The sequence below is a fragment of the Algibacter sp. TI.3.09 genome (assembly GCF_038154905.1).
GTDB lineage: Bacteria > Bacteroidota > Bacteroidia > Flavobacteriales > Flavobacteriaceae > Algibacter.
Window position 1 is genome coordinate 389,263 of the sequence record NZ_JBAKAN010000002.1, and the last position, 14,616, is coordinate 403,878.

Annotated in this window: 10 protein-coding genes; all 10 read right to left on the minus strand. The window is 31.0% G+C overall.

Annotation, left to right across the window (positions count from 1 at the left end):
* Positions 1-63: 63 nt before the first annotated feature.
* The 10 genes from V6246_RS09400 to V6246_RS09445 all read right to left on the minus strand — a co-directional run bounded on the left by V6246_RS09400 (position 64) and on the right by V6246_RS09445 (position 14,478).
* A complete protein-coding gene (locus V6246_RS09400; RefSeq protein ID WP_341560142.1) occupies positions 64-738 on the minus strand; it encodes a hypothetical protein in 675 nt (224 codons plus the stop codon).
* 13 nt (positions 739-751) lie between these two features.
* Positions 752-7,273, minus strand: coding sequence for an RHS repeat-associated core domain-containing protein (locus V6246_RS09405; RefSeq protein WP_341560143.1), 6,522 nt, complete (start codon positions 7,271-7,273; stop codon positions 752-754).
* 12 nt (positions 7,274-7,285) lie between these two features.
* Positions 7,286-8,413: a T9SS type A sorting domain-containing protein gene (locus V6246_RS09410; protein ID WP_341560144.1), complete on the minus strand. Its 1,128-nt coding sequence runs from the start codon at positions 8,411-8,413 to the stop codon at positions 7,286-7,288.
* Between the two features lie 761 nt (positions 8,414-9,174).
* Positions 9,175-9,339 (minus strand): hypothetical protein, encoded by a 165-nt coding sequence (locus V6246_RS09415; RefSeq protein WP_341560145.1) that lies wholly within the window; start codon positions 9,337-9,339, stop codon positions 9,175-9,177.
* 176 nt (positions 9,340-9,515) lie between these two features.
* Positions 9,516-9,740 (minus strand): hypothetical protein, encoded by a 225-nt coding sequence (locus tag V6246_RS09420; protein WP_341560146.1) that lies wholly within the window; start codon positions 9,738-9,740, stop codon positions 9,516-9,518.
* A 15-nt stretch (positions 9,741-9,755) separates the two neighbouring features.
* Complete coding sequence (locus V6246_RS09425) at positions 9,756-9,896, minus strand: hypothetical protein (RefSeq protein ID WP_341560147.1); 141 nt, start codon at positions 9,894-9,896, stop codon at positions 9,756-9,758.
* Between the two features lie 791 nt (positions 9,897-10,687).
* Positions 10,688-11,665 (minus strand): replication initiation protein, encoded by a 978-nt coding sequence (locus V6246_RS09430; protein ID WP_341560148.1) that lies wholly within the window; start codon positions 11,663-11,665, stop codon positions 10,688-10,690.
* A 6-nt stretch (positions 11,666-11,671) separates the two neighbouring features.
* The gene (locus tag V6246_RS09435) at positions 11,672-11,977 is read right to left on the minus strand and encodes a helix-turn-helix domain-containing protein (RefSeq protein WP_341560149.1); all 306 of its coding nucleotides are present in this window, start codon (positions 11,975-11,977) and stop codon (positions 11,672-11,674) included.
* A gap of 116 nt (positions 11,978-12,093) precedes the next feature.
* The gene (locus V6246_RS09440) at positions 12,094-13,233 is read right to left on the minus strand and encodes a hypothetical protein (RefSeq protein ID WP_341560150.1); all 1,140 of its coding nucleotides are present in this window, start codon (positions 13,231-13,233) and stop codon (positions 12,094-12,096) included.
* A gap of 6 nt (positions 13,234-13,239) precedes the next feature.
* The gene (locus V6246_RS09445; RefSeq protein ID WP_341560151.1) at positions 13,240-14,478 is read right to left on the minus strand and encodes a site-specific integrase; all 1,239 of its coding nucleotides are present in this window, start codon (positions 14,476-14,478) and stop codon (positions 13,240-13,242) included.
* Between the last annotated feature and the right edge of the window lie 138 nt (positions 14,479-14,616).

The following is a 14,616-nucleotide window of genomic DNA, read 5'->3' on the forward strand; positions in this document are numbered from 1 at the left end:
AAGGATTACAAGCAGATATTATAAATATTTTAAGGTCTAAAAAATTATATCACAATACCTTATTTAATTCACTTCTGATTGGTACATCATCTTGAGTTTCCTATCTCCCCTATTTGTATTTAATATTTCTAAGAGCTCTTTTTTATTAGCTATTTTATTTTCTAAACCTTTAATCCATTCGATATAATTCACATCCCACATAGCAAAATGCTCTAAATCCCAATCTTTCTTGCTTATCTGTCTAAAAATATCTTGAACCTGTTTCTCACTACCTGAGCATATTGCTATTTCAAGCTTAGATTCCAAAAGCGAGGCCTGCAAATAAGAGTTTGGAGACGCGCTTAGTGGTGGTGAACTAGAGTATTCATCTAGAGCCAAAAACACCCTTTTTAAAGATACGTTTCCCTCCATATCAAACGGAAGTTGCTTTTTTACATAATCTAAAATAATAGAAAACTCAGAAGTGTGTTTTAAATCCGAAATTGACAATTGTCTCCCTTTATTATCAAAAAACTCTTTAAGAACTAATGGTGATGACAAACAAGCCTTTAAATCTTTACCTGATCTATTTCCAAATAGTGAGTAAATAACAAAGTAAGGACGATACCCTTCTGCCCTAGGAAGTTTTACCAATTCTATTCCTACTAAAACAGAATCTAATATTTTATAATATTTATATTGTGCATATTTAACCAGTTCAGGGAAAGCACCTTGCCAATCTTCATTTATTTTTTTCATCTTTTTATTTATTTTACGGTCTTACCATTTCTATTGTATATCCTGGGAAATTTCGTTGATATTTCAAAAACTGACCAGGACTCCAACCGCTAACCCCAAACTTAAAGTCATATATTGTATTAGTGCTGTGATTTATAACATCCAAAAAACCTCTATTGCCGACTCCATTATTAAAATAACTATTAAACTCAAATCCTCTATCTCCATAAAGGCCTTGATAACGGTCTAAAAGTTTATTAGCATAGGTGTGTTTAGCTGTACCTGCAAATCTATCAGTTCCTTCAATTGCAGCTTGAGATTTCTCTGCTGCTCTTGCTATAAGCTGAGCGTCAGACATTGGTGTAGTAACAGGATTTGAAACTTTACCATTCCAAATATTACCACCAATTGCGTTAGCTTTAACATAACCAGTATACCCACCAGTTATAAGCCCTAAAGCACCTCCCCATAATGCGCCTTGTATACCGTCTCCGCCCATTAACAAATCACCTATACCGCCTAAAATAGCATTACTTGTAGAACCATACAATGCGCCATTTAAAATTCCTGCGGGCGCAAAGGAAGCTGCATAAGCACCAGCACCTCCCATTAAAGCACCTGTAAATGCACCTATACCCCCATTAAGTAATGATTCTCCAAAACTACCCCCATTTAATGCTGTACCTAACGCGCCCCCAGTAAAACCGCCAGCAGCACCAGCCATAACACCAACCAATAAGGGAGTAGCTGTACCTGCTGTTAAAACAGTAACTGCAACTGTTACAACTACTACGGCTGCAACTGTAACAACTTGTTTCCAGTTCTTTTTCCACCACTTATTAAAACTTTCTCCTGTAGGATCATTAAAGCTAAGAGGGTTATTTAATACATAACCATAGCGGTTGAAATTCTGAGTATTAAAAGGCTCTTGTATATTATTATCTGGAGATAAGAAACGCCCCAATTGCGCATCGTACATACGCCCATTCATATGTATTAATGAGACTTCAAAGAAATGCTCATGCCCTGTAAAACCTCGACCTAATAAAGAACCATGTGTAAAGATAGTATTTCCTTTAGAATCTGCAAATTTATCTGACAAACCCCAAGCCCCAAATTGGCGTTGTTCTTTAACTAATCCACCTGCATCGGTAATAGCCAAAATACTACCTAAATAATCACGATGTAAATAGTGGTATCCATCAATAGATTCACTTCCAGATTGCTTTATATAGGTTATGGGTGCAGTGTAGGCATCGCCACCAATATAAGTTATGATTTTAACGGCATTAGTTTCTGTATCATCAACAATTTCAACAGGCATAATACTTGAGTATATTTTACGGTATCTTCTTTCGTATTTATCTGCATGGTCACCTCCGTATATAGCAACTGTTCTATTTTGCATAGGGCCATACTCAAAAGTTATTCGCCCTTTGTCTTTTTCATGAATTTCTACAGGCTTTTTATAAGCGTTGTATGTAATTTGCTGCAGACTGTGTTGTTGGTAATATAAATCGCCCTGACTGTTTAAATCTATATCATCTACGCGGTAAGTTGTAGTATTATTATAATTATAATCACCCACAAAAGAGTTATTAGTAATCCGTCCTTTATCGTCATAATCTTGTACATGATTTACTGCGCCACTAATATTGGTTAGTCTATTTAAATTATCATGGGTAAAGTTTTCTTCCCAGCCACCAAAAGCATGGTTTATACGGCTGTTTAAAATATTACGTTTAACATCAAAATCATAGTCTATTTTTAAGGCTTGAGTACCTGCTGTAGAATTATCTTTATCTGTTATATTTGTTAGAAAACCATATTGGTTGTATTGTTTAAATTTAGTAAGCCCGTTTCCTAATTGAATGTTTAGAGCTTGTCCTCGCGCATTTTCATCATTTATCTTCCATAAAAGTTCATTAGAATTAAAGTCTCTCACTTCTTCATGAATACCTGCATTATCATATATATTTTTAACCTTAACAGAGCTGGACACTCCATTTCTTGAACTTGTATAAGTGTCAGAAAAGACTCTACCAAAATCATCGTAAATTATAGATTTTTCAAAATTAGCACTACCACCGTTAGACTCTTTAACATTATTAAGTCTTTTATAGTTATCATATCCATAATTGTATATATATGGCCTGCCCTGTGCAGTACTACTTATTTTCTCTAACAATTTACTTGTTGGACTATATTCGTATTTACTAGTTGTATCTGTATTGTCTCCAAATATTTTTTTATCTGTTATCCTACCATAATCATCGTAGATGTTTTGAGTAAAGCCTTTTGGGGTTGATTCTTTAAGTATTTCACCTAAAATATTGTATTCATAAGTGTATATTCCTGCAGACGGGTCAGTTAGCGACGCTTTTCTTCCCCAACCATCAATAGTTATAGAAACTTTATGGCTACCATAATTCGCAGATTTCATGACTCCATTTACATAATATTCATAATTGACAGCACCACCAGGGTCTTGTAATGTTACTGTATTACCCAATGCATCTTTAGTAGTTGTAACTATTTTTGTACCATCATCAATTGCTGAAGAAAGACCATTATAGGTGACATTAATGATTTTACCAGTATACAATGTGTTGGATATCGGCCGCCCATATTGGTCAAAATACATATGATTCCATTGCGAAGGGCTTTCAGTACTAAAATATGGCTCACTTTCTCTCACTTTTCGTCCGGCAGCGTCATACTCATATTTTTTTTGAATCCATTTATTATTAAGGCTTAATACTTTATTTTGAACTACCCAACCAAATACATTTGTATATGATTTAGTGTCCTGACCTTCAGCATAATCGATGTTTTTAGTTAAACACCAGCCAATACCTGAAACGTTTTCTTTGTTGTAAGCATAATTAATTTCTTTACCTAAATAGTTGGTTTCTTTAAGTAATCTTTGCCATGCATCATAAGTGAATGTAGTTGTTTGACCGTAAGGAGATGTACTAGTTAACAGCATTCCTGTTTCTGCATCATAAGTATAGTTAGTTTCCAGTCCTAAAATATCTATGCTTTTTAGCATAAACCGATTGCTCGTATCATATTCATACTCTTCTTTACGATTTACATCTTCTCCGCTAATAGTCTTACTAATTACGTTTCCATAAGCATTATAGGAAAATTTCTCAGTAAGCCAAGATGTACCATTTCCCTTGCTTTTAGTTTGGGATACTAAATTATTGATATATGTAATTTGTTTTTCGGTACTAAACGAGTTACCGCTTAAAACACTTACTTCAGTTTTTTTAGTAGGGCGACCAATATGATATGTATGGCTAGTTGAAGAAGGGTTATTAATATATTGATACGTTGTTATTTTTGACCCTCCAGGATAAATCTTACTTATGGTTAAAGGATTTTTATAACTATCGTAAGTATAATTTTCGGTTGAAGTAACCCCATGCAAACCATCTACTGTAATGGTTTTTGTAGGTATATTTATAAAAACTTTATTTGATAATAATTGAGTAAAATAAGTGTAATCTGTCTTATTTATAAAACTAGATGGTGTGTTAGATTCAGATGTGGAGATCCATTGTTGGGTAATAGCCCCTCTTTTTTGCATATTATGTTTAGAAATACTCCATAAACCTCCAACACCATCTCCAAACCAATTAGTTTTTTTGACTGTTTTAAATCCTAAAAAACCTAAACCTTGTGCATGCGTAACCGCCCCATTATAATGATATAGTTGTCTTTGCGTATGGCCTGAACCATTATTTTGAGCTTCTTTTACGACCCTTAAAGCAGGTGCTATGTTAACGTTTACGTAAGGATAATTTTCATTATAGTCGAATGAATAAATATCGGAACCATATTTGGAATTCAAGGTTTCATAAAAAATATCTGTTTCTAAACCATCATTGGTGATTTGTTTAAGAGACACATCTCTTTTATGATCTTGATTAAACTCGTATGTATGTACATTATTCCCGTCAATATATGCATACTCTAAATTTCTATTTATCCCTTTTGCTTCTAAAAACACAGGTATTCCAAATTTAGTAATCCCGTTGTTAGTTGCCAGAGAATTTGTTACTAAAGAAAAAGAAGGTGTACTTTCTGTACTGTTCTGCTTATTTGCATAAAGCATAAGTCTATCACTAACAACATTATAAGAGGAGTAAGGTGAGACGACCTCATGCTTCAAAATATCACTCTTTCCATCGGCATTGTAATCTTGTGATATATAATGGTATTCATAATAGGGGTTACTCATATAAACGCCATTTACGTTTCGCCCTCCGTCATGAACATAGGTTTTTGTATAAGTAACTCCTATATTTTTAGAGTAATAATAAATACTATTTCCTTTAGATAAATAAAAATACCAAGTAGAACTATTGTTTCCAGACGGAATAGTAAAATCTATTTTTCCATCTCCATTATAATCTCCTAGAACAATTGGCTTATCTATATCTATATTACTGTTTGATAAATAGGCTATTTGTACTAATTGGTTTGATGAATTCATTGAATACACTCTTACTGAACCATCTCTTACATGTATTAAATCAGTTTTTCCATCGCCATCAAAATCCACACCATAAAGCTTATCTGTATCATCTTCAATACGGGACGTTAAAGTTCCAATATCTACCGCAGTTGTGCTTGCTGTACGTTTTAAATCTATAAAGTATACTTCTGAATTTTCCTGAGAAACATTAGCATCAAATGAATTACAATTCCATCTGCTTGAATAATATTTTTTGTAATACTTCTTAGGTATGGCAATTACATCTGTTAATCCATCTCCATTAAAATCTCCATTAATATAAGTTTTATCTATTTTCCTATCTTCCAGACTTGAGCAATTTGATGCCCCAACACCAATAGAGGCAGGGCCAATTGAAAAGTTAACACTCTTGTCATATTGAAAAACAGCACCATAAGAAGCCATAGCAAAAGTCCTAAAACGTACCGTAGAATTTGAGCTGTTAATAGTTTCACTAGCTATAGTAACACCTTGTTGCTGTAAAACTTTACCGTTCCATGATAATATTGTACTTGCAAATACACCATCAAATTTATCAGTATTAACAGAATACCCTATACTAGAACTTTGATTGCCAAACATATCCATAAATACATTCAGCTTATCTCTTGAGTCTTTATTATATGTAATGATGTCCATTTTCCCATCACCATCAAATTCTCCAGAGACCATAGCATCATTTTTATAATCAATACCTGGATATATCGAAAGTGTATTTCCGTCTCTTGAAACCCCACTAGAAGAAGAATCATATGAAAACGAAATCCCAGGAAAAGATTGGTTAGCTGAATTGTATTCTTTTATGGAAGAAATTCGTTGATAACCTAATGATGTGGTATTATGGCTTAATTGATATTTACGATATAATTGTCCTCCTCCTTTTACTTCAATTCGATCTAATATATTAGCTTTTTTGAATGTATAACCATTAATATATGAAAGTTCTGGTCGTGTTCGTGTCTTGTAATAGAATTTCAATTCATTTGGAGAAGAACCACTTGCTCTAGCTCCATATTTAATTGTATTAATACGTAATAAGCCATTACTCTGAGAATAATCGTATTGAATATAATTACCCTGTGGATCTTCTCTCTTATATAAAGCCCATTCTAACCGTCCTCGAGAAGAGCCAGCATTCCCATAATATGCCCTTGTTCCATCTGGATAAAAAACTATAAAATACGATGGTCCATAAGAAGCCCCATAAGGGTTTGTCCCATAAGCTTTAACTTTTAAGTTTGAATAATTTTCTGTCTGATATTCTGAATTTGCTGCGCCATAAGTTCCACTTTTACTTAACAACCGTTGACCATCTAATGTAAATCTATCGTAAGAATCAAAATCAACACCATCTATAATACCATCGTGGTATTGAGTTGATGGAATTCTTGTGATTGTAGATAAGCCTGAAATATTCCAACCCCATCCTGCCAAGCCATTAGCGGCTTGACTACTAAACTCTAGACTAATGTTAGGTGCAATATCTTTAATCCCCGGAGGTAAATTAATTGGAATATTGTAAGTTGCAGCTCCACTTAAAGAAACGTTAAACACACCTGGAGTAGTTCCTGCAGTTCCAGAGGAATCTGTTCCACCACCAGGAGGATCAACGCTTTCAATACACTCCCCTGTCCTTGGATCGCATATACCATCACAATCTGGACAAGGGTCAGATGGCTCTATACATTCACCTGTTCTTGGATCGCATATACCATCGCAGTCCAAACAAGGAGGAAACGGCTCTAAAGGAGGTAACTCATTTACACAATTACCGCTTTCAGGATCAATCAAACAGGGTTCTTCTCTTTCTATTGGTGATTTTGTAACCAATTTACCTGATGACTTTAATTGTAAGCTTTGAGATAACGGTGTGGACGATTTTGCTTTACTATTTTTTTTTGTGGTTATTTTTTCAAAATCTAACTTAATTATATTAGATGGATCTTCTAATAAACTATTAGGAGTTTGAGCATATCCAATGAAACTTACTAGAAATAATAGAATAATTATAAAGTAGTTTTTTATTTTCATTTTCTGAAGTATTTAGTTTTTTATGATTTTTTTAGTTACACTTTTACCATTGCTTAAATGTGCATGTACGAGATATGCTCCTGCAGAAAAATCACTTATATTTAGTTCTATTTGCATTTTAGAATTACTAGGTTTTTCATAAACTAGTATACCCGCGCTGTTAAATATATTTACAGAATGTGACAAAGTAATGTTAGATTTAGAATCTAGTTTTAAAAGCATAACCCCTTTGGTTGGGTTTGGATAAATTGATATAGCCTTTTCTAAAAGAATGACATCATCATTTTGTTCTTTGCTTTCTTCTTCATTTGAAACAATTGTTTTTGCATTACTTGCCCTACCTGCGGGAGGTGTTTCAACTGTACAACCATCAAATTCACAATAGAAACGCTGTTTTTGATTTCCCGCACCATCGTATGCAAATAACAGTTTTGAATCTGGATTTAAACCTAACAGCTGGCTAATTGAAGGCGTATTACTATTAACTTGTTCCATTCTAGGGTTATAAAAATATTGTCTATCGGAAGTGTTGGTATCCCAATATAAATATGCACGATGTTTTAAAATATTTGTGTTTGTATGGAATTTAAAATCTCTTTGAGTATTTTGAACAAACTCACCTGTAATACCATCATAAATTGCGCCTTCATTAACGGAAATTGTTGAATTTTTTCCATGAATAAAACCTACTAATAAATACCACCTGTCTAATTTAGGTAGGTCGCCAGCCCAAAAATATGGATTAGTATTTATCGTATTATTTAAGTTTAAGACTGAAAATGAATGAATAGCTGTGTCAGATTGCGACTGTTGACACCCAAAATAGGTGTGACCATCATTTGAATTAGTTTTCTTAATCCAAACACTAAATCTATATTTTTTTGTGTTATCGACGGATAGGTAGTCACCATTCCAACCTCCATCGGCACTACTAGTAACATCAGGCACTGCTTCCCAAAGAATAACATTTTCTCCAATATGATTGGTGCCATATTCTCTAATATTTTCTGTTGTAGATCCATTTTGACTAAACCCAGAAACACTTCCTGAACCAACTGTCCATGTAGATGTATTTAATAGATTTTGAGAAAAGGAGATAAATGGAAGTGAGAAAATAAAAATAACGTAAAAGTATTTCATAAAATGGTTTTTAATATTAAAAAAACAAATCCCGTAGGAAAAGTAGTTTTTTTGTGTCAAAACAAACTGAGGAAAACCCGTAAGTAAAACTTACAAAATTACAAAAAACTAATTAACAACGTGTTACACTTTACCATAATGTTAATTTTAACATAAAGTTAACATTTTAATATATTCAGGTAAGACTATTTTTAAACCTTACAGTATAAATTAAATATAATAGCTCGAGGCACTTCAACCCTTCATAAAGAAAAAAATAAGCTGTTAACAAGTAGAATCAAATTTAAAGAACAATGGCATTTTCTTATTTCCACTACTAAAAAAAATATTATCACCAACTCCACGCGATATTAAATATGATTTTAATTCAGAAGCTTTACAATCACTAGTTGCATCAAAATAAGTTAGGCATTTATAGATCGGAATGGCGATTATTTGGATACAGTTCACTCTTCTAACGTTGTTGAAAAACACCATAAGCGGGATAAGAGTTATATTAATATTATGCTTGTATTTCAAATGAATTCGCCTTTTGTTGTCTAGATAGTATTTGGTCAAAGAAATTGAGGTATGGAGAGTATTTTACGCCTTTATAAAAAAAATTAATATCCCCATAATGAAATATTAAATTATTTTTTATAAAATGTACAGATTAGAGGGCATCGCTATAAATAGCAAGTACAAAAGGAAACTATAAAATAGAAGTAGATTTAAATGATCATTGGAGAATTCAGGCTTAAGTTATAATGTAAAGCAATATTTTATATATCTTTAACTCCAACCCAAAATTTACGCTGGTAACTTTCACCATCAAGAGATTCCATAAAACGACGTTTCTCATCATACAGCTTGCAGAGTATTAAATTTAGTAGTTGCCAGAACGCATCTTTTTTACGTCCTTCATTACCATAGATATAATTGTGCAAGCGCTTAAAAACCTTTATTAAAGAATCACTTGCTAGAGTTCGTGTGTGGGACCGATTTGCACGTTCTAAATCTTCTAGTGTTTCTCCTTCTCCACGAAAATCTGATAAATCTGTAAAATCATGATCAAAACCAATAGTGTCGTCTTCCTTTTGTAAGAAGTTGTAGCTAGAACCATTTACCCATAGCCCAAATTCACAGCTGCCATAGCATTTTCAAGCGTTGCTGTAAGTCCTTTCTTTTTATCGGTTACTTTAACTTTATCATCTTGTACAATAGCGATTCTAATAATAAAATCTTGCTCGTGTGGTTTTCCTTTTTTAAAGATGACCAAATTTACTTTTTGCTTTTTAGTCTTGCCAGTTTCTAGATCTTCATACTCCACGGTAAAGCCACGCTCCATATCATCTACAAAGCCTTATTCTTCGTTAAGCATTAATATGACGGACTGTAGATTAGATTCCTGAGCTTTAATCTTCTTGACTTCTCCTGAGAGAATACATACTAGCTCGTTATCTTCTAATACTATTTCTTCTTTACTATTTATATCTGTACCCATTTTGTAAAACTGTTGTTTTAGTTTAGTTGGTTTATTATATTTTGTATACTCGCTAACACTTCTTCGTAAGAAAGCATCTTGTTTTTTTATATAAATCTTTCATTTTTTTAGATTTTTGAGTTCCGAAAAAACCTCTCTTACGGAGTAAGCAAATTTGTATTTATGTATTCGATTTTTTTTAAAATCGTGTGCATAAAGACACATCTTGCACTTCATATTTTGAAGTCTTTCCCCATTATCTATTGTCACTTGGAATTAACGAGAAATAATAAAGCAAGATTAGAAAAGCACAGCTTCCGCTTTAAATTTTAAAATATAATGTTATAAAAATACATTGGTATAAAAGTATTTCGATATAATGTTATAATAGTATTTAGATATAAGGGGGTGAAATTATAAATGTATAAGAGTATAAAATTATTCGAGAAATAATGAAGCAAGTGGTTTTTTTGTGATCTTGCTTTATTATTTTTCGAATACCCATTTTTTTATAATTGATGTCTCCAGATTTATATATTTAAAAATTAGAAGACAGATTGCAAATTGCATTCAATTTTCTGGTTTTTTTATTGTTTTTAAAGTTTGTTTTTTTTTCTTTCATTATCAAATTTTTCACTACTTGTATTGTTTATTATAAGTTACCTTATTGTACATGCTTTGTACACCTTATGAATAAAGGGATGATAACACCTAAATCACACTAATTGACGACGGTTTTATTTTGAATTCACACTAATTGACGAGCTTAATCACACTAATTGACGAAGTAGCCACTTGCAATCACACTTAACTCAAGTTGAGTGTGATTTAGTTTTATTAACTGTAGAAATTCCATATTCTGGTAATATTGACTTTAGTAATATGTTTTTTATATCTTTTTTTGTTTTATATCTCGCTTCTAACTGATCTTCTAGTTTTACGAAGCGGTAATATGCTTTTTCTACATAACCTCCATTAGCAATGATGTCAGCATAGTTTGCAGCCTTATTATCGTCGTAATTTGGAAAAAAACGAATAAGAAAATTATAAACATAAATAAAATGTTCCTCTCTAACTCCATAATACTCTTCATTTCCCTGCGTATTTCTATGAATTTTAAAAGATATTTTAGAATATTTTCTTCCTACTTTCTTTAAACTATATGTGAAAAACAAGTCTGCCTTTTTCTTTAATTCCTCCTTAGCCTGTTCTAACACTTTAGCTCGTAAATGTACTATTTGGTTATATTTATCGGTTATCGACAAATAGATTTTCAATTCTTCAATAGAACACGAGTAACCCCCTCTATCTTCCCAACGACAACATAATTCATACAGATATTTTGAATAAACCGAATTTAAACTTATCGCAATAGTTTTTTGAAATGATGTAAAACCACCGCCTATATAACAGAAAAACCTACAGGCATCTTCTGGAATATTTAATATTATTAGCCCTGAGTTATATTCATGCCGTAGCCCGCTAATCAACGATGTAGAAAAACCTGTCATTTTACCCGTCTTAGGAATAACAACATCAAACTCTACATGTTTAGAACCTAATTTTTTTATAGCATTTTTAATTCGACTATAGTTTCTGTTTTGTTCCAAGGTTTTTAATTCAACTGTAATTCGTTGATTAATATATTTTTGGTTCAAATCTCTACTCATAATTTTTTGTAGCTCTTCAATAATCGTATAGATTATATTTTTTTCTAATACAGTTAAGCTATAATTAAACCTTGCAGTTGAAACGTGATTAGGTTGCTTTATTTTTTTTGAGTTTTCCAAATTGAACTACTTAGAAGCCTTATTAACACCTCTATTATTTCTAGCATACTCAAGAAGTTTCTTTTTAGAATAAAAAATAGGTCTTCCGATACGCATATAAGCATCTCTTGGTATTTTACCCGATTTTCTCCAATCAATAATTGTAGTAACACTAATACCTAAAAGTAACGAAGCTGCTTTTTGAGAAAGTTTTTCATCATCAATAGGAATTGAAGAGTCTATTAATTCTGTTTGTCTTATTTCATTTATTACTAGACGAACTGCTCTTACTAAATCGTCTTTACTGTGTGTGTAGAATAATACGTTTGCCATCTTAATTTGTTTGTGTTTAAATTAACTTTCGATGGGTGCAAGTTGGCTTTAGGTTGAATAAAAAAAAAGTTAACAAATTACTTTGTTAACTTTTAAAACTAGTAAATAACTGCATATCAATCTTTTAAAACTGATGTTATTTCTGTAAAAGATTTGAAGTTTGCCAACTCTATAAGTTCTTTTATTGACAACGGATAAAGGTCTTGAGATATAACGTTTCTTAAATTACCACTTAAACCAATATACCCTGTATTTATTTCTTTTAAATCTGAAACTAAAATATCATTAATACTGGAAGCGTTTTTTTCTTCGACATATTCTAGTTTTATAAAAAGAATCAATACAGCAATAAATGGTTTAAACTTTTTCTTATTTAAGAAATCTATAGACTTTGATTTCGTTTTATATGTATTTGTAATTGCAGAATATTTACTATCAGACTCAAAACAATTAGAAATAAATTGATTAATTCTTTTTATTTTTTCTTCATTGATTTGTGTATTGTTGTTTTCAAAAAAAAGAACATACAACTTACTTAATTTTTGAGGACTAATATTTAGTTTGAATTGATCCTTTTTCTCTTTAATCTTAACAGAACGTGAACTTAACCTTTCTATTAGCTTTTCAATTTTTTTAATAGAAGAATTTAAAAAATGAAAATGATATTTTTCTTTTAATACTTCGAGCCTAATTACTTCGTGATGCAGAACTTCAATATTAAGGGAATCAAATTTTTCTTTTAATTTAAGTAATACTAAATCAAAATACTCTTCCAAAAGGTAAAATTCATTTTTAGCAGAAAAACTTCCATCGAAAGGATTAAACTCTATATTTTCAAGTGTTTTTGAAATAATGAAAAAATGAAACTCTTTTTTTGATTTGAAAGGGTTGTTTTTCTCGTAAAAATCCACCTTCTTAAAAGAGCAATTGTAATTTGAACCCATAAACACATCAACCTCCATTTGTATAAAATGAATCAAATTTTTCTCTAGGCTATTTATGCTTACTAATCCAAAATGTTCGTTTTCAAGAAAAGTAAAAAAAGCAGCTTTTTTAAAAGTCTTTTTTTTGAAATTGTAATTAATTAAAGTTGACAAGATTTCATTAAATTCCTCTCTATTCGGATAATAATAAGATTCTTTATAAAATTTCTCACTTGAAATATAAAAATCGGATAAAACATTCTTACTCGGAATTTCTTCTAAAAACGTATTATATTTTGAATAAAACTCATCTTTTAGTTCTTGGTCTAACATTGTAATTTATATTTTATTCCAAGTATTATCCATTTCTTGTCTCTTAAAATCCTCTGCAATTTTCACATAACGTCTAAAACTTTCCTCTTTTTTATGTCCTGTAATATTTCTTACAACCATTTCTTTCATTCCTAAAATTAAGGAATTAGTTACAAAAGTTTTACGAGCTGTATGAGAAGTAATTAATTTATATTTTGGCACCGTTTTTTCTATTCTTTTTTGACCTACGTATCTGGTTTTTGTAACCAAAGTATCAATCTCAACTATTTTACAGCATTCTTTAATATACTTATTAAATTTCTGGTCAGAAATAACAGGTAAAGGCTCGTGAATTGTATCTTTATATCTTTCTAAAATTTCTCTAGAAAACTTATTTAAAGGTATTTTAGTGTTGATTGCTTTTGTTTTTTGAACAGTAATTAACAAGTAATCCTTTTTTACATTTGATGGTTTTAGAGCCTTGTAATCGGAAATTCTCAAACCTGTTACAGAATTAAACACATACATATCCCTTACTTGATTTAATCTGTCAGATTCAAAATCGTGGTTATAAAGCGTCATTAATTCATCCATTGTTAAATAGATGATTTCGGTTTCATCTTCTCTAGCTTTAAATTTCTTATACTTTAGATTATTGTGATATTCTTTATCTAAAGACCAATTCATAAAAGTTTTTAAAACCTTTATAATGAAAGCGAAGTAGCTATTTTTGTTTTTTCTTTCTGTAAAAGTATAATCCTGTAATTTCTCAAAAAAGGTACTATCAATAGAATCAAATAATAACTTTATTCCAGAATAAGATTCAAAATCTTTAAGAAAATTTATAGTTGTAACATAAGACTTAATAGTTCTCGGTGTCTTTGTAGATTTACTTGAATCTTTAAATTCTTCAAAAGTTGGAAAAAAATCATGCGTAAGGTTTACTTTATCTAATCCATTTTCAAGCTTCTCTAAAATATAATCTTTAGTAGGATTGATATTGTTTAGCAAAATATATCTAAACAATTTTTTTATTTCATCTTCCCTTTCGTCAATTACCTTATTGTATTCAATATGATAATTGTAAGGGTTATTTTTTCTTGGGGAATTAAGACGTTCACTTCTTTTATCCCAAAAGGATTCTTTACAATTAACACCTTTAATCACTTTAAATATTTTACAGTCTTTCGCTGTAATTAACATTCTAACTGGCATTAACCCTTCTTTATTAACCTTATCCTTTCTTAAATGAAATGAAACTCTCATAAATATACAATTTGATACAAATATATAAAAGAGGGCAATTAAAAGGGCTACCTATTTAAATAAAATTTGATGAAAATTGATTTCATATAAATTAATTAAGCTCTACTATATATTATTTAAAGGGTTTAAAAGAGATTA